Here is a 24,926-nt window from a genome sequence, read left to right as displayed (position 1 = left end):
CCCGTCGGGCGCGGCCGGCATCCGTGACAACGGTCAGCCCTCACCCAGCACGTCGGCGATGACGCGGGCGAGCCTGGTGACGTGCGGCGGCTTGATGACGCTGAAGTGGTCGCCCGGCACCCGGTGGACCCGCACGCCGCCGGTGCAGAGCTCCTTCCAGCGCGCCAGGTAGTCCGGGTAGCTCTGGCCGGAGGTGACCTCGTGCCGGCCGTCGGCGAGCTCGTCGCTGACGATCAGTTCCAGCCGCCCCGGCCAGGGGCGCTGCCGGTACTCGACGTCGACCTCCATGACCTCGCGCCAGATCCGGACCTGCCGCGGCCACGAGTCCCCCACGCCGCGCTCGGGCAGCGCGATGCCGGTCTCCTCGTCGACGTCGTCCACGAGGTGCTCGAGCAGGTCGAGGATCTCCCGGCGGCGTTCCGGCGTGTCGGCCTCGTCGCCGCCGGTGCCCACCTCCGCCAGCAGCAGTTCGAGGCGGCGGATGAGGGCGAGCTCGTTCCAGGCGTCGGCGCGGGTGTGGATGTCCAGGCCCGGATCGAGCAGGATCAGCGTCACCTCGTGCCCGTCCTCGACCAGCCGGTGGGCCATCTCGCTGGCGATGCCGCTGCCACCGCACCAGCTGAACAGCCGGTACGGGCCGTGCGGTTGGGCCCGGCGGAGTTCGTCGCCGTAGCGTTCGGCCATCTGCGCCGTGGTGGGCGTGCCCTCCGGGTGCGGGCCCGGCCATTCGAACGCCGCCACCGGCTGGCCGGGGGGCAGGTGCGGGGCCAGGCGTAGATACCAGTGGGCGCTGCCGCCACCGGGGTGCACGCAGAACAGCGGGGGCCGGCCGTCGCCGTCGCGCCGCAGCCACATCATCGCGCCGGCCGTCGCCGCCGGATCCTGAAGTGTCGCGGCCAGCCCGGCGACGGTGCGGTGTTCGACGAACGAGCCGAAGGTCAGCTCGTAGCCGTGCCGGCTGCGCAGCGTCGCGGTCAGCCGCATCATCGCCAGCGAGTGGCCGCCGAGCGCGAAGAAGTCGTCGTGCACACCGATCCGCTCGATGCCGAGCGCCTCGCTCCAGGCGGTGGCGATGTGCTGCTCGACGTCCGAGCGTGGCGCGACGTACTCGACGTCGGTCACCGGCCGCGAGCCGTCCGGCGCCGGGAGGGCGGTCCGGTCGACCTTGCCGTTGCGGGTGTACGAGAAGTCGTCCACCCAGAGGTAGTGGTGCGGGACGAGGTGCTGCGGCAACCGCTCACGCAGGTGGTCGCGCAGCGCGGCCGCGGACGCCGCGGTGCCGTTCGCGGGGCGGGCGTACGCGACGAGCGAGGCGTCCGGGGTGCCGGCCCGGTGCACGGCGACCACGGCGGCGGCGACCGCCGGGTGGGTGGCGAGGGCCTGCTCGATCTCGCCCAGCTCGATCCGGAACCCGCGGACCTTGACCTGGTGGTCCCGGCGGCCGTGGAAGTGCAGGGTGCCGTCGGGGTCGCGGGAGACCACGTCGCCGGTGCGGTACATGCGCTCGCCCGGCCGGGACGCGTACGGGTCCGGCACGAACCGCTCGGCGGTGAGTGCCGGCCGGTTGAGGTATCCGCGCACGACGCCCGCCCCGCCGAGCACCAGTTCCCCGCGTACGCCGGGGGGCAGCAGGCGCAGTTCGTCGTCGACGACGTAGGCGCGCACGTTGTCCAGCGGGAGCCCGATCGGCGGCGGTGCCGTGTCCGTGGCCCGCAGCTCGGCGATGGTGGCGACCACGGTGGTCTCGGTGGGTCCGTACGCGTGCAGGACCCGAACCCGGTCGGCCCATCGCGCCGCCTGGTCGGCCGTGCACGCCTCGCCGCCGGTGACCAGCACCCGCAGGCGCGGGAAGGCGGCCGGGTCGAGGCGGTCCAGCAGCGGCGGCGGCAGGGTCATGTGGGTCAGCTCGGCCGCGTGGCGGCGGAGGTCACCGGGGTCGGCGTCCGGCGGGGGCAGCACCAGCGTCGCGCCGTTGGCGAGGGCCAGCAGGATCTCCCAGACCGACGCGTCGAAGCTGGGCGAGGCGAACTGGAGCACCTCGTCCCCGGCGTGGGCGGTCAGGACCCGCCGCTGGGCGTGGCAGAAGTTGAGCACGCTGCGGTGGGTGACCGCGACGCCCTTGGGCCGTCCGGTGGAGCCCGACGTGTAGATGACGTAGGCGAGGTTGTCCCCGCTGAGCCGTACCGCCGGCGGGTAGGCCGCCCGGGGTCGGCCGTTCGCGAGGTCGGCGACCAGCACCGTCGCGGTCGTGCGCGGCAGCCCCGGGGCGAGGTCGCCGTCGGTCAGCACCACCACGGGCGCCGCGTCGCGGATCATGTCGCCGACCCGCTCGGCGGGGTAGGCCGGATCGAGCGGCAGGTACGCCCCGCCGGCCTTGAGGACGGCCAGCATCGCGACGATGAGGTCGATCCCGCGGGGCAGGTGGATGCCGACGACCGTGTCGGCCCGGACGCCCAGCTCTGCCAGGCGCGCGGCGAGGCGGTCGGACCGGTCGTCCAACTGCCCGTAGGTGAGCGTGGCGTCGCCGTGCCGCAGCGCCACCGCGGCGGGCGCGGCGGCAGCGCGCGCGACGACGAGGTCGTGGACGAACGGTTCCGCCGGGAACCGCTCGACGGGCTGGTTCGCCTCGACCGCCCAGGCCCGGTCGGCGGCGCTCAGCCCGACGTCCGTGTCGCCGTCCGGGTCGGCGGCCATCGCCTCCAGCACGTGCCGGTAGGTCCGGGCCAGCAGTTCGAGGTACGGCCGGTCGATGTCGGCGGGCCGGGCGCCCAGCCGCAGGACTCCCGGGAACGTCCACACGTCCAGCCCGACGCTGCTCGGGCTGAAGTCGTCGACCATCTCGACCGACTCGGCGGGGCCGTCGAGCACGTGGAAGTCCAGGTACGAGAAGCCGACCCGCAGCAGCGGCGTGCCGTTGCCCCACTGGCGTTGCATGGTCGGCAGCGGGTAGCGGCGGTGCGGCCAGAGGCGCGCCTCGCCGGCGAAGACGGCTTGGACCAGGGCCCGCCAGGTACGGGCGGAGGTGTCGGCGGCGAACGGCACCGTGTTGAGGTACATGCCGAACACCTCGTCGCCGCGCAGCCGCTCGGGCCGGCCGTTGCAGAGCAGGCCGCTGAAGAACCGCTGCCGGCCGGTGACGATGCTCATCACCTTGAGGTGCGCGGCGTGCAGCACGCTCTTCAGGGAGGTGCCGGCGGCGGCGGAGAGGCGGCGCAGTGCGGGACGCAGGTCGGCCCACGGCACCTCGATGACGGTCGCCGGGGCGTCCGACCCGGTGCCCCACTCCGGCGGGAGTTCGAGCCGGTCCGACCCGGCGACGATCGCCGCCCAGAAGCCGCGGTCCGTCGCCGAGGCGAGGGACTCGCGCTCGCGGGCGACGAGGTCGGCGAAGCGCACCGCTGGCGGGGGCGGCAGGTCGGGCCGCTCGTCGCGGCGCAGCGTCCGGTACAACGAGATCAGCATCGCCACCGTGGAGGTGTGGCTCCAGCCGTCGAGGATGGCGTGGCTCTCCGAGTGGGTCAGTCGCCATTCGGAGTCGCCGAGCTGGTGCACGTGGTAGCGCAGCAGCGGCGCCGTGGTGATGTCGAACGGCCGGACGCGCTCGGCCCGCAGGTGCGCGCGTACCGCCTCCTCCTGCTCGTCGGGCCGCAGCCCGCGCAGGTCGTCGTAGCCGATCGGCAGGTCCACCGACGCGTGGACGAGCTGCATCAGCTCGGAGTAGCCGGACAGGTCGAACGACGTACGCAGGATCTCGTGCCGGTCCGTGAGCAGCCGGCCGGCCTCCCGCAGCGCGTCCAGCGAGAAGGGCAGCTGGTCGGTGATCCCGTAGCAGGAGACGTTGCGGTAGACCGGCCGGTCGCCGCCGGAGAGCATCTCGAACAGCATGCCCGCCTGGTTCTGGGTGATCGGATAGGCGTCGACGAGCCCGTCCGGCAGCCGGCTGCGGTCCGCGTCGCCCACCAGCGCGAACCGGCCGACGGTCGACTCCGCCTCCTCGGCCGGCCCGGTCCGCCCGACCACGCCCGCCAGCTCGGCCACGCTCTGGTGCGTGAACAGGTCCTGGACCGACACCGCGAGGCCGGCCGCACGCAGCAGCCCCACCATCCGGATCGCCCGCATCGAGTCGCCGCCGAGCAGGAAGAAGCTGTCCGTCACACCGACCGTGTCGATGCCGAGCGCCACGCCGAACGCGTCGGCTATCCGCTTCTCGGTCTCGTCGCGCGGGGCGACGTGGCCGTCGCTCCCCGCGCCCGGCACCGGGTCGGGCGCCGGCAGGGCGCGGCGGTCCACCTTGCCGCTGGCGGTCAGCGGCAGGGCGGGCAGGATCGTCCAGCGCGCCGGGACCATCGCGTCCGGCAGCCGAGCCAGCAGGTACGCGCGCACCCGGTCGACGGTCTCCGGCCCGACGAGGTGGCCGACGAGCTGCCCGTCGTGGACGGCCACCGCCGCCGCAGTGACGCCGGGAGCCTCGTGCAGCACGGCCTCGACCTCGCCGAGCTCGATGCGCTGACCCCGGATCTTCACCTGGTCGTCGATCCGGCCGAGGTACTCGATGCTGCCGCAGGGGCGGTAGCGGGCCAGGTCACCGGTGCGGTACAGGCGCCGCCCCGGCACGGTGGCGAACGGGTCGGGGACGAACCGTTCGGCGGTCAGCGCCGCCCGGCCGAGGTAGCCCCGGGCGAGCTGCACGCCACCGATCAGCAGCTCGCCGGGGACGCCGACCGGGGTGGGCCGCAGGGCCGCGTCGACGATGTGGGCGGTGGTGTTGGCGATCGGGCGGCCGATGGTGACCGGCTCGCCGGGCTCGCACCGCGTCGCGGTGACGTCGACCGCGGTCTCCGTCGGGCCGTACAGGTTGTGCAGCTCGCAGCCGATCCGCTCGTGCACCTTGGCGGCCAGCTCGGCCGGCAGCGCCTCGCCGCTGCAGATCAGTCGCCGCAGGGACGGCAGCGCCCCGACGGGCTCGGCCAGGAAGGCCCGCAGCATCGACGGCACGAAGTGGAGGGTGGTGATCCCCTCCGTCCGGATCGTCTCGGCCAGGTATGCCGGGTCGCGGTGCCCGCCGGGGCGGGCGAGGACCAGCGTCGCGCCGGTGATCAGCGGCCAGAAGAGCTCCCACACCGACACGTCGAACCCGACGGGCGTCTTCTGCAACACCCGGTCCGAGGCGTCGAGGCGGTAGGCGTCCTGCATCCACAGCAGGCGGTTGACGATCGCGCCGTGCTCGATCAGGGCGCCCTTGGGCCGGCCGGTCGACCCGGACGTGTAGATGAGGTAGGCGGCGTGCCCGGGCGTGATCCGCTCCGACGGCGACGGATCGCCGGCGGGGGACGCCCGGTCCTCGGCGGCCAGGAAGTCCTCGGTGACCACCAGGCGGGCGCCGGAGTCGCGCACCATGAAGGCGCGGCGCTGCGCCGGGAGGTCCGGGTCCAGCGGCAGGTAGGCGGCGCCGGCCTTCAGGACCGCCACCAGCGCCCGCATCAGGTCCAGGCCGCGGGGCAGGCAGACGGCCACGACGGACTCCGGGCCGACCCCGGCGTCGCGCAGGCGCCGCGCGAGGACGCCGGCCTCGGCGTGCAACCGGCGGTACGACAGCTCCTCGCCGTCGAAGCGCAGCGCGACCGCGTCGGGCGTACGGGCCGCCTGCGCGTCCAGCAGCTCCGTCAGGGTGTGGTGGGGGTGCTCGACGGCGGTGTCGTTCCAGGCCGCGAGTTGGGCCGTCTCGGTGTCGGTGAGCATGGGCAGCCGGGTGACCGGGGCGTCCGGGTCGGTGACGACGGCGCTCAGCAGCTGCCGGTAGTGCCCGGCCAGTCGCCGCACGGTCGCGTCGTCGAACAACGCCGTCGGGAAGTCCACCCCGCCGGAGAGGGAGCCGTCCGCCTCCTCGACCAGCCCGAGCGTCAGGTCGAACTTCGCCGTGGTGGGACCGGCGGACAGCTCCTCCCCCACCAGGCCGCCCGCGTCGAAGCGGGCCGACCCGCCCTCCTCGAAGAGGAACATGGTCTGGAACAGCGGGTTGCGGGACAGGTCCCGCTGCGGGGACAGCGCGTCCACGATCCGCTCGAACGGCACGTCCTGGTGCGACTGCGCGTCCAGCACCGCCTCCCGGACCCGGGCCAGCACCTCGACGAAGCTCGGCTCGCCGGACAGGTCGGTCCGCAGCACCAGCGTGTTGAGGAAGAGTCCGACCAGACCGTGCACCTCCAGGCGCTCCCGGCCGGCGGCCGGGGTGCCCACCGCGACGTCGGTCTGCCCGGTGTAGCGGGCCAGCAGGAGCTGAAACGCGGCCAGCAGCACCATGAACGGGGTGGCGTTCGACGCCCGGCCCAGCTCCCGCAGCCGGCCGGCGACGGCGGCCGGCACCGTGAAGGTGACCAGCCCGCCGGCCGGGTTCCACACCGGCGGCCGGGGCCGGTCGGTCGGCAGCTCCAACGGCCTCAGCCCGGCCAGCCGGTCCCGCCAGTGCTCGACCTGCCGGTCCAGCCGGTCCCCGGCGAACCGGGCCCGCTGCCAGACCGCGAAGTCCGCGTACTGGATGGGCAGCGGGGCCAGCGGGGAGGGCCGGCCGGCGACGTACGCGTCGTACAGGGCGGCCAGTTCGCGGAGGATGATCCCCTCGGACCAGCCGTCGGAGGAGATGTGGTGCATGGTGAGCACCAGGGCGTGCTCGTCCTCGGCGAGCCGGACCAGCCGGGCCCGCAACGCCGGGCCGGCGGCCAGGTCGACCGGGTCCGGCGCGCCGAGCAGCTCGGTGAGGCGCTGCCGGGCCGTCTCCCGGTCGGTGTGGCCGAGATCGGTCACCGTCAGCTCGACCGGGGCCGGCGGGCCGACGACCTGTGCCGGCTCACCGTCGACGACGACGTACCGGGTCCGCAGGATCTCGTGCCGGGCGACCAGTTCGGTCAACGCCCGGCGCAGCGCGGCGGAGTGCGGCGTGCCGCGCAGCCGTAGGCCGACGGACATCAGGTATCCGGCGCCGCCGGGCTGCAACTGGTCGAGCACCCAGAGCCGGTGCTGCCCGAAGGACAGCGGCAGCGGGCCGGTGCGGGGCGCCGGGGCGATGGTGTCGGCGCGGCGGGACAGACCGGCACCGCGCAGGCGCCGCTGGAGCAGTTCCTGTCGCGGGGACGCGCTCGGGGTGTGGCTGGCGGTCACAGGTTGCCCTCCTTCAGCAGTTCCGCCACCTCGGCGTCGGAAAGCCGTGAGATCTCGTTTTCGATGGCCGTGTGCACCGCGTCGGCGAGGTCGGCCACGGTCGTCTGCTCGAACAGCAGGCGCAGCGGCAGGTCGAGGTCGAAGCTCTGCCGCAGGTGCGCGAGCACCCGGGTGGCGAGCAGCGAGTGACCGCCGAGGTCGAAGAAGTCGTCGTGGACGCCGACCCGGTCGACCTCCAGCACGGTGGCCCAGATGTCGGCCACGGCCTCCTCCAGCGGGGTACGGGGTGCCTCGTACGCCCGGCCGGTGCCGGCGCGGACGGGTGTCGGGGCGGGCAGTGCCCGGCGGTCGACCTTCTTGCTGGTGGTCAACGGCAGTGCGTCCAGCACCATCCACTGGGCCGGCACCATGTAGTCCGGCAGCCGGTCCCGCAGGTGGGCCCGGAGTTCGGCGACCGCCGGCGGGGTGCCGTCCCGGCAGACCAGGTAGGCCACCAGGCCCTTCTCCCCCGGCTGGGTCTCGCGGGCCACCACCGCGACCGCGCGGACCGCCGGGTGCTCGGCCAGGGCCGACTCGATCTCGCCGAGCTCCATCCGGAAGCCCCGGATCTTGACCTGCTGGTCGATCCGGCCGAGGAACTCGATCGTCCCGTCCGGCCGGTACCGGACCAGGTCGCCGCTGCGGTAGAGCCGGCCGCCGGAGCCGTCGCCGAACGGGTCGGGCACGAACCGGTCGGCGGTCAGCGCGGGCCGGTCCAGGTAGCCCCGGGCCAGCCGTGCCCCGCCGATCAGCAGCTCACCGGGCACCCCGACCGGTACGAGGTTCAGGTGCTCGTCGACCACGTAGGCGCGGGTGCCGGGGACCGGGCGGCCGATCGGCAGCGCCTCGGTCCGCTCGCCGGGCGGGTCGCCGGTGACCGGGTGCAGCAGGCAGGTGACGGTCGCCTCGGTCGGGCCGTAGTTGACCAGGAACCGGCCGGGCAGCCCGGTGGCCGCCCAGCGCCGGGCGTCGGCGACGGTGACCACGTCGCTGCCGACGTTCATCAGCTTGAGGTGCCGCAGCCGGTCGTCGCCGGCCGGCAGGGCGTCCATCACCTCCCGGTAGTAGGCGGGGGTGATCTCCATGTGGGTGATCCGGTGCCGGGCGAGCCGGTCCGGCAGCTCGGCCGGGCTCCAGAAGACCGGGTCGCTGACCACCAGGGTCGCCCCGGCCAGCAGGGTGGCCATCATGCCGTCCATGGCCACGTCGAAGGTGAGCGCGGAGAGCAGCACCACCCGGTCGCCGGGCTCGATGTCGTACGCGCGGGCGATGACCTCGCAGTGGTGGGCGTACGCGCCGTGCGGGATCATCACGCCCTTGGGCCGGCCCGTGGAGCCCGAGGTGTAGATGACGTAGGCGAGATCGTCCGACCCGGTCGACGGGTCCGGCGCGGTGGCGTCCCGACCGGCGATCACCGCCCGGTCGGCGTCCACGGCGACCACGGCCACGCCGTCGGCGGCGACCCGGTCGGCGAAGCGCGCCTCGGTGACCACCACCGCGGCGCCCGCGTCGGCGAGCATGAAACGCAGCCGCTCGGTGGGGTGGTCCGGGTCGACCGGGAGGTACACCCCGCCCGCCTTGAGCACCGCGAGCAGCGTGACCACCACCTCCAGGCCGCGTTCGAGGCAGACCGCGACCGGGACCTCCGGGCGTACCCCGAGTCCGCGCAGGTGGTGGGCGAGCCGGTTGGCCCGGGTGTCCAGCTCGGCGAAAGTCAGCCGCCGGCCGTCGAACTCCACCGCCACGACGTCCGGGTGCTGCCGGACCCGCCGGCCGAACAGCTCCACCACGCCGGCGCCGGCCAATCCGGCGTCGCCCAGCGGCCCGGCCGGCTCGCCGGCCCACGGCCCGACGAGGTACGCCCGCTCCGCGCCGGTGGGCAGGGTCAGGTCACGCAGGGCGGTTCCCGGCGCGGTCGCCACCTGGGCGAGCAGGTGCAGGTAGTGCCCGGCCATCCGCTCGACGGTGGAGCGGTCCCAGAGCGCGGTGGCGTACTCGAACCAGCAGCGCAGCCGGCCGTCCGGGTGCTGCTCCACGGAGAGGGTGAGGTCGAACTTGGCCACCGGGCAGGCGCTGTCGACGTGCTCGATGGTGGTCGAGCCGAGGGTCGGGGTCATCCGTTCCAGGTGTTGCAGTTCGAACATCACCTGGAACAGCGGGTTGCGGGACAGGTCCCGGTCCGGCCGCAGCGCGTCGACCAGCCGCTCGAAGGCGACGTCCTGATTGCGGAACGCGTCCGTCACGGTGCGGCGCACCTGGTCGAGCAGGACCGCGAAGGGCTGGTCGTCGACCAGCTCGGCGCGCATCACCAGGTTGTTGACGAAGAAGCCGAGCAGGTCCTCGGTCTCCTGCCGGGTCCGGCCGGCGACGGGGGTGCCGACGGCCACGTCGCGCTGCCGGGCGTACCGGCCGAGCATGATCTGGAAGGCCGCCAACAGCACCATGAACAGGGTGGCGCCCTCCCGGTTGCCCAGCTCGGCCAGCGCCCGCCCGACGTCGGTCGGCACGTCGACGACGACGTTGTCCCCGGCCGGGTCCCGCAGCGCCGGGCGGGGCCGGTCTGTGGGCAGCTCCAGCGGGGTCGACCCGGCCAGCTGCCGGGACCAGTAGGCGAGCTGCGCGTCCAGTTCCGGGCTGTCCTGGCGGGCCGCCTCCCAGGCCGCGAAGTCCGCGTACTGCACGGGCAGGTCGGGAAGGACGGCGGCGGCGCCGCCCCGCGCGTACCTGCGGTAGAGGGTGTCGAGTTCGCGCAGGAGGATCTCCATCGACCAGACGTCGAACGCGATGTGGTGCAGGGTCAGCGCGACCAGGTGCTCGTCGGCGGCGACCCGGATCACCTGGGCCCGGATCGGGCGTTCGGTGGCCAGGTCGAAGGGCCGGCTGGCCGCGACCCGCAGCAGCACCTCGGCACCCTCGACGACGTCCGGCGCGCCGCTGAGGTCGATCAGCTCCCACCCGACCGGTCCCGGCGGGTCGACCACCTGCGCCGGCTCGCCGCCGATCGAGCGGTAGCGGGTGCGCAGGATCTCGTGCCGGTCGATGACCTCGTCCACCGCCCGCCGGAACACCGCCACGTCGAACGGGCCGGTCAGCCGCATCGAGATCGGGATCAGGTATTCGAGGCTGCCCGGTTCGAGCTGGTCCAGGAACCACATCCGGCGCTGGCCGAGGGAGAGCGGCAGGTCCCCGTCCCGCGCCACCGGTCGGATCGCCGTGTCGGCCGGCTCGTCGGTGGACCCGCCGGCGCCGGGGCGGGCCTCGTCGACCAGGGCGGCGAGCGCGGCGACGGTGGGGGCGGTGAAGAGCTGCCCGACGGTCAGCTCCACGTCGAGTGCCCGGCGCACCCGGAGCACGCCCCGGATGGCGAGCATGGAATGGCCGCCGAGGGTGAAGAAGTTGTCGTCCCGGCCGATCCGTTCGACGCCGAGCAGCTCCGCCCAGATCCCGGCGACGACCCGTTCGGTGTCGGTGGCCGGCGGCAGGTACCTCCGGTCGGCACCGGGGCGGGGGCCGTCGGGCGCCGGCAGGGCCGCCCGGTCCAGCTTGCCGTTCGCGGTCAGCGGAAGGGTCTCCAGGCTGATCACGGTGGAGGGGACCATCGCGGCGGGCAGCCGGTCGGCGAGCGCGTCGCGCAGGCTGTCCGGATCGATCCGGGCACCGCCGGCGGGGACCACGTACGCGACCAGCTCGGCGTCGCCCGACGGCGGCCGGTGCAGGGTCACCACCGCCGCGTCGACGCTCGGGTGCCGCCGCAGGGCCGCCTCGACCTCGCCCGGCTCGATGCGTACCCCGTGCAGCTTGACCTGGTGGTCGAGGCGGCCCAGGTACTCCAGGCTGCCGTCGTCGCGCCACCGGGCCAGGTCCCCGGTCCGGTACAGGCGCTCGCCCGGTGTGGTGCCGTACGGGTTGGGGGTGAACCGCTCCCCGGTCAGGGCGGGCCGCCCCAGGTAGCCTCGCGCCAGGCCGACCCCGCCGAGGCAGAGCTGACCGGCCACCCCGACCGGCACCGGCCGGTCGCCGGCGTCGAGGACCAGGACGGTGCAGCCCGGCAGCGGCGCGCCGATCGGCACGGTCCCGGTTCCCTCGTCGCCGCGGTAACGCCAGGCGGTCGCGTCGATCGCGCACTCGGTGGGGCCGTAGGTGTTCCAGATCTCCACGGCCAGCAGGGCGTGAAGCTGCTCGCAGAGCGCCGCCGGCAACGGCTCCCCCGCGGAGCAGACCACCCGCAGCGCGGCACACCCGGACAGGTCGGATTCGTGCAGCAACACCCGCAGCACGGACGGCACCAGTTGCAGCACCGTGACGTCGTGTGCCCGCACCGCCCGCAGCATCGCGCCCGGGTCGCGGTGGGCGTCCGGGGCGGCCAGCACGACCGCGCCGCCGCTGACCAGTGGCGCCAGGAACTCCCACATGGAGGCGTCGAAGCCGAGGGCGGTCTTCTGGAGCACCCGGTCGGCGGCCGTGAGCCGGTACTGCTCGACCGACCACAGCACCCGGTTGCGGATACCGGCGTGGGTGACCACGACCCCCTTGGGCCGGCCGGTCGATCCGGAGGTGTACATGACGTAGGCGGCGGCGTCGGGGTCGGTGGCCGGCGGCGACCAGGCCGCGGCGCCGTCGCCGCGACCGGCGTCGGCCCCGGTGTCCTGGCCGGCGTCGGCCCCGGTGTCGTTGCCGGCGGCGGTTCCGGTGTCGTTGCCGGCGTCGACGAGCACCACCGGGGCGTCACCGGCCGACAGCAGGCCCCGCAGGGCCGATTCGGTGACCAGCACCGACACCCCGGCGTCGGCCGCCATGAACTCCAGCCGGCCCACCGGCTGGTCGGGGGCGAGGGGCACGTAGACGCCGCCGGCGAGCAGCACCCCGAGCAGCGCGGTCACCAGGTCCGGTCCACGGTGCACCGCGACCCCGACCGGGGTGCCGACGCGGACCCCGACGGTGTGCAGGTGCGCGGCGAGCTTCCGGGCGCGTCCGGCCAGCTCGGCGTAGCCGACCTCGGTGCCGTCGTCGGCGATCAGCGCGGTCGCGTCGGGGGTCGCCGCCGCCTGGGCGAGGAAGAGTTCCGGCAGCCGCGGACCCGCGGCCCGGTCGGCGCCCCGGCTCCACCCGCCGAGCACCTCCCGGCGCTCCCGGGGGGCCAGCAGGTCCAGCTCGTCCAGGGGGACCTGGCCGGCGGCGACGACGACGGTCAGCAGTTGCAGGTAGTTGGCGACCATGCGGTGCACCCGGGGGCCGTCGAACAGCGCGGTGGGAAAGACCACCTCCCCGTGGTACGAGCCGTCCGGTCGCCCCACCAGTTGCAGGGAGAGGTCGAACGCGGCCGAGGTCCACGAGGTGGGCTGCTCGGTGACGGCCAGGCCGGGCAGGGCGAAGGGTGCCCGGTCGGCGTTGTGCAGCCCGAACCCCACCTGGAACAGCGGGTTGCGGGACAGGTCCCGCTCCGGGGACAGCTCGGCGACGATCCGGTCGAACGGCACCTGCTGGTTGTCGTAGGCGTCCAGGGTGGTGCCGCGGACCTGGTCGAGCAGGTCGAGGAAGCACGCCGGGGCGGCCAGGTCGGCCCGGAGCACGACGGTGTTGACGAAGAGGCCGATCAGGTCCTCCAGCTCGACCTCGTGCCGCCCGGCCACCGACACCCCGACCGCCACGTCGGTCTGACCGGCGTAGCGGCCGAGCAGGAGCTGGAAGGCGGCGAGGAAGACCATGAAGGGGGTGGCGCCCCGGTCCGCGCCGAGCCGGGTCAGGGCGGTCGCCAGGTCCGCCGGCACGGTGAAGGTGAGGCCGTCGCCGGCGGCCTGCCAGTGCGCGGGCCGGGGCCGGTCGGTCGGCAGGTCCAGCGGAGCGAGCCCGGACAGCCGCTCCCGCCAGTAGCCGACCTGGGCGTCGACGTGCGGCCCCGACAGCCAGTTCTCGCGCTGCCAGGCGGCGAAGTCCGCGTACTGCACGGGCAGCGGCGGCAGCGGGCCGGGCCGGCCGGTGACGGACGCCCCGTAGAGGGCGTGCAGTTCCCTGGCGAGCACGCCCCAGGACCAGCCGTCGAAGGCGATGTGGTGCACCACGAACAGCAGGACGTGGTCGTCCGCCGCGAGACGGATCAGCCGGGCCCGCAGCGGTGCGTCCTTGCGCAGGTCGAACGGGGCGTCGAGGGCCGCCTCCAGTGCCTCGTCGAGGCGGCTGTCCCGGTCGCCGGCCGGCGGGTCGCCCAGGTCGACGAGGTCGATGTCGACCGGGCCGGGCGGGTCGATCACCTGCACGGCACGCCCGTCCACGGTGTCGTAGCGGGTCCGCAGGATCTCGTGCCGCGCGCCGATCCCGGTCAGCGCGGCCCGCAGCGCGGTGGTGTCGAGTGGGCCGCGCACCCGTACCGCCTGGTGCAGGAGATACTCGCTGGCACCGGAGCGCAGCTGGTCGACGAACCAGAGCTGTTCCTGCGCCGACGACACGGCATGGCCGTCCTCGTGATCGGGCAGCACCGCCCCGCCGGTGCCGACGTACCGGCTGTCGCCGTCTGCCATCAGTCTTCGCCTCCGTGTCCTGGCCGGGCATCGCTGCGATGCCGTGGGGAGTTGCCGTGGGCGGCGCCGGCCGCCGCGAGCGCCGCGCGGTACGGCTCGGCCATCGCCACGGCGATCCTGCGGTCGCCGGTGAACGGTTCCCGGGCGTGCGCGGCGAGCATGTTGTCCACCACCAGGACGTCGTCGCGCTGCCAGTCGAAGCGCCGCTGGGCCGCCCGGTAGCAGTCCCGCAGGTGGGCCACCACGTCGTCCGGGATCCGCCCGCCGTCGCCGTAGTAGGTGTTCGTGGGCAGCTCGGTCTCGTCGAACAGTTCCCGCAGCCCGGCGCAGACCTCCTCGGCCAGCGTGGTCACGTGGAAGAAGGTCACGTGGTTGAACCAGAGCAGCTCACCGGTCCCCGGGTGCCGGTGCACGGCATCGCGTCGGGCGCGGGTACGCAGCCCCGAGCCGGTCCACTCCACCTCGATGCCGCTGCGGCCGCAGTAGCGCGCCACCTCGTCGCGGTCGTCGGTGTTGAACGCCCGCTGCCAGGGCACACCGAAGCCCTCGTGGAAGTTGCGCACCACGAGCCAGCCCCGGGCGATGAACTCGGCGGACACCGCCGGGTCGATGCGCTGGCGCACCAGGCGGGTGTCGGCGAGCGGGGTGGCCCCCAGGGTGGCCGGCGTGCGCAGGCAGTAGAAGTAGAGCGTCATGGGCCAGTCGGCCTGGTAGGAGTTCTCGTTGTGCAGGAAGATCTCCTCGGCCGGCGGAAAGTCCGTCGAGGTGTAGACCCGCCCCTGGATGGTGCTGCGGGGCGACGAGCGCTCGGCGTAGTCCAACGGCTCACCGGAGAGCGCCCGGACCACCCCCTCGAAGCCGGCCACCCCGCCGACGTCGAACCCGCGCAGCAGGACGGCCCCGTGCTCACGCAGCCGGCCCCGGATCGCGGCCCGGTCGGCGGCCAGCCGCCCGCCGATCGGCTCCCCCGGCGTGCCGGCGGTCAGGACGAACGGAAGCGGTTTCTCGGCCGGCCCGCGCGGCAGCGGCGGCACCGTCATCCGGGGCGTACTCATCGCTTCTCCTGTCGGCCTCTGGGCTGCCGGTCACGCGGCACGGCTCAGCCTGTCCGCTGAGGCACGGGTCAGAAAGAGAATCCCCGGCAAGGCTCGTACGCGTTTTTCTGCCAGTTCTTCTCTACGTACGGCGATCGGCGTCCCGGCAGGGTGTGACCGGCAGTGGGACCAGTGTCGTGTCGTACGACACGGCTGCCCTTTCCCGAGGAGGAGCCGGCATGTCCGACGAGAACATCGATGAGCGCGCGTACCGGGTCGTGATGAACGACGAGGAGCAGTACTCGATCTGGCTGGGCGACCGGGAGCTGCCGCTGGGATGGCGCGCGGAGGGCACCGAGGGCACCCGCGAGGAGTGCCTGAAGCGGATCGACGAGGTGTGGACCGACATGCGCCCGCTCAGCCTGCGCCGGCGTATGGAGCAGGCGGCGGGCCGGTAGTCGTGACCGCCATGGCGAAGCTGACCGCGGCCGACGGGCACCGGGTCCCGGCAGGGTGGAACGACACCGAGGTCGGGTACCCGACCGACCCGTGCCTGCACGAGCTGGTCGAGGAGCAGGTACGGCGTACCCCGGACGCGATCGCCGTGGTGTCCGACGAGCGGACCGTCCGCTACGTCGAGCTGAACCGCGAGGCCAACCGGCTCGCGCGCCGGCTGCGGGCAGCCGGGGTGCGCGCGGAGTCGGTGGTGGGAGTGTGCCTGCACCGGGGGGTCGACCTGGTGGTGGCCCTGCTGGGGGTCCTCAAGGCGGGCGGCGCCTACCTGCCGGTGGACCCGGACCAGCCGGCGGACCGGATCCGCTACCTGCTGACCGACTCCGAGGCGACGACCGTCGTCACCGGCCCGGGTGTCGACCACGGGCCGCTGGCCGCCGCCACCGACGCCCCGATCCGGGTCGACGACGACCTCCGGGGGCTGCCGGACGGCGACCCGGAACCGGTCGTCGGCCCGGCCAACGCCGCCTACGTCATCTACACCTCCGGCTCCACCGGCCGCCCGAAGGGCGTGGTCGTGGAGCACCGGTCGATCGTCAACCGGGTGCGCTGGAGGCCGGACGCCCGGGGCGCCGACGGCGGCGTGGTGCTCCAGAAGACGCCGTTCGGCTTCGACGTCTCGGTGTGTGAGCTCTTCTCCCCGCTGACCACCGGGGCGACGCTGGTGATGGCCCGTCCCGGCGGGCACCGCGATCCGGCGTACCTGGCCCGGGTGGTGGCCGAACGGCAGGTCACCTCGATCCGGTTCGTGCCGTCGATGCTGCGCGCCTTTTTGGACGTGCTGCCCGCCAACCGGACCAGCCTGCCGTCGATCCGGCAGGTGCTGTGCAGCGGCGAGGCGCTCCCCGCGGACCTGGTGGCCGCGGCGCACGACCGGCTCGACTGCGAGGTGTTCAACCTCTACGGACCGACCGAGGCGGCGGTCGAGGTGACCAGCACCCGCTGCCTGCCCGGCGAGGCGGTGACCATCGGCCGGCCGGTGGCCAACACCCGCACGTACATCGTGGACGGCGAGCTGCGGCCGGTGCCGGCCGGCGAGCCCGGGGAGCTGGTGCTCGCCGGGATCCAGCTCGCCCGGGGCTATCTCGGCCGGCCGGGTCTGACCGCCGCCTGCTTCGTCCCCGACCCGTTCGCCGACCGGCCCGGACAGCGCATGTACCGCACCGGCGACCAGGCCCGGTACCTGCCGGACGGCAGCATCGAGTACCTGGGCCGGCGGGACCAGCAGGTGAAGATCAGGGGCTTCCGGATCGAACTGGGCGAGATCGAGTCGGTACTCGGCCGGCACCCCGCCGTCCGCGCCGCCGTCGTGGACGTGCGCCACGGCGCGGCCGGCGGCCCGCAGCTCGTCGCGTACCTGCTGCCGGCCGGCCCGGAGCCGGCCGACAATCGGGCGGTTCGCGCGTACCTGGCCGAGCGGCTTCCGGAGCACATGGTCCCGCAGAGCTGGGTGACGCTCGACGACCTGCCGCTGACCGGCAGCGGAAAGGTCGACCGCCGGCGGTTGCCGGAGCCCGCCCCGGCCGGCTCGGTGACCGGCGGACCGACGGTGGCGCCGCGTACCCCCACCGAACGGGCCGTCGCCGAGGTGTGGACCGAGGTGCTGGGCGTCGACCGCTGCGGGACACACGACGACTTCTTCGACCTCGGCGGTCACTCCCTGCTGGCCACCCAGGTCGTCGCGTTGCTGCACGAACGGTTCCCGGTCGACCTGCCGGTCAGTGCGGTCTTCGAGGCACCGACCGTGGCAGAACTGGCGACGGTGCTCCAGCGGGCCGTCGAGGAACGGGTGGCGGGAATGTCCGAGTCCGAATTGGAGACGATGTTGGCACAGGTGGGCGAGGAATGACGATTCCCGAGGACCCGTCCCCGACCACGACCGACGCCCGTCGTCGGGCGCTGGTGGAGGCGCTGTTGGCCGGGCGGGCCCCGGACCGGTCGCCGGCCACCCCGAGTTCGCCGCAGCGGCCGACCGGCCCGCTGCCGCTGTCCTACCCGCAGCAGGGGGTGTGGCTGCTCGACCAGATCCGGCCCGGCGGCGCGGAGTACGTCGTGCCGTTCAGCTGGCGGTTGACCGGCCTGCTGGACCCGGTGGCCCTCCGCGACGCCTGGCGGGAAGTGGTCCGGCGGCACGAGGTGCTGCGGACCCGCTACCAGGTCATGGACGGCCGGCCGAGCCAGGTGGTCGGTCCGGCCGTGCCGGTCGAGCTGCCCGTCGTCGACCTGACCGGGTGCGTCGCGGCGGAGCGGCGGGAGCGGCTGGACGCGCTGATCCGCAACGAGGCGAGCATCCCGTTCGACCTGGGTCGGGACGCGCCGCTGCGGGTCCGGCTGGTCCGGCTCGCCGAGGACGAGCACGTCATGGTGCTGGTCGCCCACCACATCGCGTTCGACGGCTGGTCGGTCGGCGTACTGGCCCGGGAACTCGGCGCGCTCTACCCGGCGCTGGTCGCCGGCGAGCCGTCCCCGCTCGCCCCGCTGCGGTTCCAGTACGCGGACTTCGCGGTGCGGCAGCGGGACCGGGCGGCCGGCCTGGCCGGGCAGCTCGACCACTGGCGCGACCGGCTGGCCGGCCTCGTGCCGCTGGAGCTGCCGACCGACCGGCCCCGCCCGCCGGTGCAGGATCCCCGGGGCGCGACGCTGCCGTTCACCGTGCCGGCCGACCTCGGTCGCACCCTCGCCTCGATCGGGCGGCAGCACCGGGCGACCCCGTTCATGGTGCTGCTGGCCGCGTTCCAGGTCCTGCTGACCCGCTACACCGGGCAGACCGACGTCGCGGTGGGCACCCCGGTCGCCGGGCGTACCCGCCCCGAGGTCCAGGACCTGATCGGGTACTTCGTCAACACGCTGGTGCTGCGGACCGACCTGTCCGGCGAGCCGAGCTTCGTCGAGGTGCTGGCCCGGGTCCGGGAGGCGGTGCTGGACGCGCAGTCGCACCAGGACGTGCCGTTCGAGCGGATCGTGGACGCGCTGTCCCCGCAGCGGGACCTGTCCCGCAACCCGCTGTTCCAGACCATGTTCGTCATGCAGAACGCCACGGCGGCCGACTTCGCCGGGGCGGGGCTGCGCGCGCGGCAGGTGCCGACGCTCTGGCACACCGCGAAGTTCGACCTGACCATGCAGATGACCGAGGAGGCGGACGGCTCCTTCTCCGGGGTCGTCGAGTACGCGACGGCGCTGTTCGACGACGCGACCGTGCGGCGGCTGGCCGGGCACTACCGGCAGCTGCTGAGCGCCGTCGTCACCGCCCCGGACGCCCCGGTCACCCGGCTGCCCATGCTCACCGACACCGAGACGGCCCAGCTCGCGGCCTGGAACGACACCGCCGTCGACCACCCCCGCCACACGCTGCTGCACCAGCTGATCGAGGCCCAGGCCGACGCCACCCCCGACGCGGTCGCCGTGGTCGACGAGCGCCACGAGCTGACGTACGCCCAGCTCGACGCCCGCGCCAACCAGCTCGCCCACCGGCTGATCGCCCTCGGCGCCGGCCCCGAGCGGATCGTCGCCGTCAGCGCGCGACGCCGCGTCGCCCTCGCCGTGGCCCTCGTCGCCGTGCTCAAGACCGGCGCGGCCTACCTCCCGCTCGACCCCACCCACCCCGTCGACCGGCTCCGCTGGACGCTCGCCGACGCCGGCGACCCCGTCACCCTGGTGGATGCCCCCGACCAGCACGACTGGCACCCCGGCCCGCTGGTCCACCTCGACGACCCGACGCTCGCCGACGAACCCGCCGCACGACCCGGCGCCACCGTCGACGACCGTAGCCCCGCCTACCTGATCTACACCTCGGGCTCCACCGGCCGCCCCAAGGGCGTCCTCGTCGACCACCGCGCGATCGTCAACCGGCTCCGCTGGATGCAGGGCACCTACCGCCTCGACCACACCGACCGGATCCTGCAGAAGACCCCGCACACCTTCGACGTCAGCGTCTGGGAGTTCTTCTGGCCCCTGACCACCGGCGCGACCCTCGTCATGGCCCGCCCCGACGGGCACCGCGACCCCACCTACCTCGCCGAGACCATCAACCGGCGGCACGTCACCACCGTCCACTTCGTTCCCTCGATGCTGCGCGCCTTCGCCGCCCACCTCGTCACCACCCGCACCGCCCTGCCCCACCTCCGCCGCATCGTCTGCTCCGGCGAGGCTCTCCCCGACGACCTCGCCACCACCGTGCACGCCCACCTCGACGTCGAGCTGCACAACCTCTACGGACCCACCGAGGCCGCCGTCGACGTGACGGCCACCCGCGTCCACCCCGGACAGAGCGTCACCATCGGCTCCCCCATCGCCAACACCGGTACCCACATCCACGACCCCTGGGGCAACCCGGTCCCCGTCGGCGTACCCGGAGAACTCCTCCTCACCGGCGTCCAACTGGCCCGCGGCTACCACCGCCGGCCCGCGCTCACCGCCGCCCGCTTCATCCCCACCGACGACGGGCATCGCGCATACCGCACCGGCGACCAGGCCCGCTGGCGTCCGGACGGCACCATCGAGTACCTCGGCCGCCTCGACCATCAGGTCAAGATCCGCGGCAACCGCATCGAACTCGGCGAGATCGAGACCACCCTCGCCGACCACCCCGCCGTCCAGGCCGCCGTCGTCCACCCGCACGGACCCGGCGACGACCGGCGACTCGCCGCCTACCTCGTCGCCGCCGACGGCCACACCGTCGACGCCGACACCCTGCGCGCCCACCTGCGCGCGCGGCTGCCCGAGTACATGGTCCCCACCCACTGGATCACCCTCACCGAACTCCCGCTCACCAGCAGCGGGAAGATCGACCGCAACGCGCTTCCCCCGCCTGACGCCCCCGTCGCCCGGAGCGCCGACCACACCCCGCCCGGCACCCCCACCCAGCACCTCATCGCCACCGCCTACGCTTACGCCCTCACCGACGGTCGTGGGGCCGACCCCGCCGACGCGGGCGGGCACGACCGACCGGTCGGCATCCACGACCGCTTCTTCGACATCGGCGGCGACAGCATCCGCGCCATCCGGGTCGTCGGACACCTCCGCGAGCAGGGGCTCGACCTCACCGTCACGGACCTCTTCCGGTACCGGACGGTCGCCGAACTCGCCGAGGCCGTCGACGCCCGGCAGTGCGGGCTGCCGGCCGAGGCCACCCGCCTGGTGGACCGGTTCGCGCTGATCGGCGAGGAGGACCGGGCCCGACTTCCCGAGGGCGTCGTCGACGCGTACCCGCTGTCGATGGTGCAGGCCGGCATGGCGTACGAGACGCTCGCCGACCCGACCGGCGACCTCTACCTGAACAGCCTCTGCTACCCGGTCGAGGGCGACGCGTTCTCGCTGCCCGCCCTGCACGCCGCCGCCCAACTGCTCGCCGCCCGGCACGAGATCCTGCGGGCCTCGATCGACCTGACCGGGTACCGCGAGCCGCTCCAGCTCATCCACCCGACCGCGGAGATCCGGGTCGGCCACACCGACCTGCGGGGCGTACCGGCCGCCGAGCAGGAGAGCACGGTGGCCCGGCTGGTCGCCGAGGAGCGGCGGGGCCGGTTCGACCTGGGCACGCCGTCGCTGCTGCGGCTGCACGCCTACCAGCTGGGCGACGACCGGTGGCGGCTGCTGGTCAGCTACAGCCACGCCATCCTGGACGGCTGGAGCCAGAACTCGCTGGTCCCGGAGCTGCTGGCCTACTACCGCCGGATCCGGGACGGGCAGGATCCGCGGCCCGCCCCCGTACCGGCCGTCCGGTTCGCCGACGCGGTGGCGCTCGAACGCCGGGCGGTGGCCGCCGGGGTGGACCGGGAGTTCTGGGGGTCCCGGGTACGGACCCATGAGCGGCTCGGCATCCCGGCGGCGTGGGCGGGCGAGGGGGCCCGGTACCGGGCGGTGCGGTTGCCGTTCGCCGACCTGGTGCCGGGCCTGCGCGAGCTGGCTCGGACGGCGGACGTACCGCTGAAGAGCCTGCTGTTCACCGCGCACCTGACCGTGCTGGGCATCCTGACGGGGCAGCGGCGCTTCCACACCGGACTGGTCTGCAACGGACGACCCGAGCTGACCGACGGCGACCAGGTGCGCGGGATGTTCCTCAACACCGTGCCGTTCGCGGTGGAGCTGACCGCGTCGACGTGGGCCGAGCAGGCCCGCCTGGTCTTCGCCGGGGAGGTCGCGCTCTGGCCGCACCGGCACTACCCGCTGCCGGCGATGCAGCGCGAGTGGGGCGACCAGAAGCCCCTGGTGGACGTCTTCTTCAACTACACCGACATGCACGTGCTCGACCTCGACGGCATCGACCGGTCGGCCATCACCGACACCACCCCGAACGAGTTCGGCCTCTCCGTGTCCAGCGAGCCCGGTCAGCTGATCATCGAGGCCGGCACCGACCGGATCTCCGACGGCCACCTGGACCTGGTCACCCGCAGCTACCGGTGGGTGCTGGAGGCGATGGTCGCCGACCCGTCGGGTGACCCGCGCCGGTGCGGACTGCCGGAGCCCGACCGGCGCGCCCTGCTCGACCTCGGCGCCGGCGGAGCGCTGCCGGTCCCGGACGGAACGCTGCCCGAGCTGGTCGCCCGGCAGGTGGCGGCCACCCCGGACGCGGACGCGGTGGTCTTCGGCGACGACGTGCTCAGCTACGCCGAGCTCGAGCGGCGGACCAACCGCCTCGCCCACCACCTGCGGGAGCTGGGCGTCCGGCCGGGGACGCTGGTCGGGGTGCACCTGAACCGGAGCGCGGACCTGGTCGTGGTGTTCCTCGCCGTGCTGGCCGCCGGTGGCGCGTACCTGCCGCTGGACCCGGACCACCCGGCACAGCGGACCGCCTTCATGCTGGCCGACGCCGGTGCGCGGGTGATGGTGACGGAGACCGCGCTGGCCGGGCGGCTCGACGCCGCCGGAATCCGGACGGTACTGCTGGACGCCGAGCGCGCGGCGGTCGCCGCCCGTCCGGAGCAGCGGCTGCCCGACCGGCCGGCCGCCGACGACCTGGCGTACGTCATGTACACCTCGGGGTCGACCGGTACCCCGAAGGGGGTGATGATCAGCCACCGGGGGCTGGGCAACTTCCTCGCCGCGATGCGGCACCGGCCGGGTCTGCCGGCGGGGGCCACCGTGGTCGGCCTGACCACCGTGTCGTTCGACCCCTCGGTGCTGGAGCTGTACCTGCCGCTGCTGGTCGGCGGCCGGGTGGTGATCGCCGACGCGGAGCAGACCCGCGACCCGCAGCGGATGGCCGAGCTGATCGACCGCGCCGGGCCGACGGTGCTCCAGGCCACCCCGGTCACGTACCGGATGCTGCTGGACTCCGGCTGGTCCGCACCGCCGGGTGCGACCGTGCTCTGCGGCGGCGAGAAGCTGCCGATCGAGCTGGCGGTCCGGCTCGCGTCGACCGGGGCCACCGTGTGGGACATCTACGGGCCGACCGAGACCACGGTCTGGTCGACCACGACCCGGCTGGCCCCCGACGGCCGACCCGTCGACTTCGGCATGGCCCCGAACGCCGGGCTCCACATCCTGGACGAGCGGCTGGAGCCGGTCCCGGTCGGCGTCCCCGGTGAGGTCCACATCGGCGGGGACGGGGTGTCCTGGGGCTACCGGGGCCGGCCCGCCCTCACGGCGGAGAAGTTCGTTCCCGACCCGCACTCCACGGCGCCGGGCGCGCGCATGTACCGCACCGGCGACCTGGCCCGCTGGCACGCCGACGGGCACCTGGAGATCCTCGGCCGCGTCGACCACCAGGTGAAGATCCGGGGGCACCGGATCGAACCGGCCGAGGTCGAGGCGGCGCTGCTGGCCCACGAGCACGTCCGGGCCGCCGTGGTGCACCCGCAGCGGTACGGCGGGGAGCAGGAGCTGGTCGCGTACCTGGTCGGCGGGGGGCGGCACCCGGTGCCGACCGGCGAACAGCTGCGCGAGTTCCTGCTCCGTACGCTGCCGGACTACCTGTGCCCGGCCGCCTACGTGACGCTGGACGCCTTCCCGCTCACCCCGACCGGCAAGGTCGACCGCAACGCCCTGCCGGTGCCGCGACCCGGTGCCGGCAGCCGGCGGGAACCCGTGCGGGTGGCGCCGCGTACCGCCGACGAGCGGACCGTCGCGCAGGTGTGGGGCGAGGTGCTCGGCACCGGCGAGGTGGGCGTGCACGATAACTTCTTCCAGGTCGGCGGGCATTCGCTGCTGGCCACCCGGGTCGCGGTCCGGCTGCGGGACCTGCTCCGCGTCGACGTGCCGGTCCGGGCCCTGTTCGACCACCCGACCGTCGCCCGGCTGGTCGGGGCGCTGCCCGGCTACCCGAAGCTGGACGACCGGCCGGCGGTCCCCAGGCTGACCGCCCGGAGCCGGCTGGCCGACGTCGCCGCCCGCCGGGGTGCCCGGTGACCGCGCGCGGGGGCACCGCCGGTCGCCGCCGGATCGGTGGCGACCGGTGAGCCGGGTCGACGCTCCGGTCGTCGGGGAGCGGATCCCGCCGCTGCACCGCAACCGGGACTTCCTGCTGCTGTGGAGCGGCTCGGCGGTCTCCATGCTCGGCTCGACCGCGTCGCTGGTGGCGTACCCGCTGCTGGTGCTGGCGCTGACCGGCTCGCCGGGCGCCGCCGGCCTGGCCGGTTTCGTGGCGCTGCTGCCGACGCTGCTGTTCCAGCTGCCGGCCGGGGCGCTGGTGGACCGGTGGGACCGCAAGCGGGTGATGATCTGGTGCGACGTGCTGCGGGCCCTGGGGGTGGGCAGCATCGTGGCGGCGATCGCCGTCGACGAGCTGCACCTGTGGCACGTGCTGGCCGTCGGTTTCGTCGAGGGGACGCTGTCGGTCGGGTACGAGCTGGCGGCCGGCGCCGCGATCCCGAACGTGGTGCACCCGAGCCAGGTGACCACGGCGCTGTCGCGCAACGAGGCCCGTGAGCGGGCCGCGGTGATGGCCGGCACCCCGCTCGGCGGCGCGCTGTTCGGGCTGGGGCGGATCTGGCCGTTCGTGCTGGACACCGTCTCCTACCTGGTCTCCCTGCTGACGCTGCTGTTCATCCGCCGCGACTTCCAGGCCACGCCGGGTGACGCGACCGACCCCGACGCCCGTCCCGGGAAGCTGGCCGCCGAACTCACGCACGGGCTGCGGTGGTTGTGGGGGCAGCCGTTCCTGCGCACGGCCACCCTGCTGGTCGCCGGCAGCAACCTGCTGTTCCGCGTCCTGTTCCTGATCATCATCGTGGCGTTCGAGGCCGCCGGGGCGGCCCCGGCCGCCATCGGCCTGCTGCTCGGTGTGGCCGGCACCAGCGGGGTGCTCGGCTCGCTGGTGGCGACGTGGTGCGCCGGGCGGTTCCCGATGCGCGCGATCGTCATCGCCGCGAACTGGGTGTGGGCGCTGATGACCTGCGTCATCGCCCTCACCGACGACCGCTACCTGATCGGCGCCGCGTACGCCCTGATGTGGTTCGTGGGGCCGATCTGGAACGTGGCGGTCGCCGGATACCAGATGGCCCTGACCCCCGACCACATCCAGGGCCGGGTGCTCAGCGCGGTCAGCCTGCTGGCCAACGGCGCGGTCGCGCTCGGTTCCCTGGCCGGGGGCTACCTGCTGGAGTCGCTCGGGCCGGCACACGCCGCGTGGTCGATGGCCGTCTGGATGGTCCTGCTCGCCGCCCTGGCGACGCTGAGCCGCTCGATACGTCGAGCGAGCTTTCTGCCGATCGAGCCCCCAAGGAGGAGCTGA

At 74.3% G+C, this 24,926-nt stretch carries 6 protein-coding genes and 1 pseudogene; 4 read left to right on the top strand and 3 right to left on the bottom strand.

Annotation, left to right across the window (positions count from 1 at the left end; genetic code table 11):
* Positions 1 to 33: 33 nt before the first annotated feature.
* The 3 genes and pseudogenes from DER29_RS31710 to DER29_RS31700 all read right to left on the bottom strand — a co-directional run.
* A complete protein-coding gene (locus tag DER29_RS31710; protein WP_121401287.1) occupies positions 34 to 7,155 on the bottom strand; it encodes a non-ribosomal peptide synthetase in 7,122 nt (2,373 codons plus the stop codon).
* Complete coding sequence (locus tag DER29_RS31705; RefSeq protein ID WP_121401478.1) at positions 7,152 to 13,664, bottom strand: non-ribosomal peptide synthetase; 6,513 nt, start codon at positions 13,662 to 13,664, stop codon at positions 7,152 to 7,154. The genes DER29_RS31710 and DER29_RS31705 overlap by 4 nt, the downstream gene beginning before the upstream one ends.
* Before the next feature lie 125 nt (positions 13,665 to 13,789).
* Positions 13,790 to 14,764: pseudogene (locus DER29_RS31700) on the bottom strand (TauD/TfdA family dioxygenase); the annotation flags it as partial.
* Positions 14,765 to 14,982: 218 nt separating this feature from the next.
* On the opposite strand from DER29_RS31700, the gene DER29_RS31695 reads away from it, so the two are divergent.
* The 4 genes from DER29_RS31695 to DER29_RS31680 are packed head-to-tail and all read left to right on the top strand — an operon-like array spanning position 14,983 to position 24,926.
* Positions 14,983 to 15,201 (top strand): MbtH family NRPS accessory protein, encoded by a 219-nt coding sequence (locus DER29_RS31695; protein ID WP_121401285.1) that lies wholly within the window; start codon positions 14,983 to 14,985, stop codon positions 15,199 to 15,201.
* 11 nt (positions 15,202 to 15,212) lie between these two features.
* Positions 15,213 to 17,105, top strand: a complete 1,893-nt coding sequence (locus DER29_RS31690; RefSeq protein ID WP_199729664.1) for an amino acid adenylation domain-containing protein — start codon at positions 15,213 to 15,215, stop codon at positions 17,103 to 17,105.
* Positions 17,102 to 23,602, top strand: a complete 6,501-nt coding sequence (locus DER29_RS31685) for a non-ribosomal peptide synthetase (protein ID WP_121401283.1) — start codon at positions 17,102 to 17,104, stop codon at positions 23,600 to 23,602. The genes DER29_RS31690 and DER29_RS31685 overlap by 4 nt, the downstream gene beginning before the upstream one ends.
* A 46-nt stretch (positions 23,603 to 23,648) precedes the next feature.
* Complete coding sequence (locus DER29_RS31680) at positions 23,649 to 24,926, top strand: MFS transporter (protein ID WP_121401282.1); 1,278 nt, start codon at positions 23,649 to 23,651, stop codon at positions 24,924 to 24,926.

Origin of the sequence: Micromonospora sp. M71_S20 (assembly GCF_003664255.1) — a bacterium.
GTDB lineage: Bacteria > Actinomycetota > Actinomycetes > Mycobacteriales > Micromonosporaceae > Micromonospora.
The sequence above is the reverse complement of the archived record's forward strand: the minus strand, read 5'-3'. Positions and strand labels throughout refer to the sequence as shown.

Coding starts and splice junctions, on each gene's coding strand:
- DER29_RS31685 (WP_121401283.1), top strand. CDS start 17,102: ATGACGATTCCCGAGGACCCGTCCCCGACCACGACCGACGCCCGTCGT.
- DER29_RS31695 (WP_121401285.1), top strand. CDS start 14,983: ATGTCCGACGAGAACATCGATGAGCGCGCGTACCGGGTCGTGATGAAC.
- DER29_RS31690 (WP_199729664.1), top strand. CDS start 15,213: ATGGCGAAGCTGACCGCGGCCGACGGGCACCGGGTCCCGGCAGGGTGG.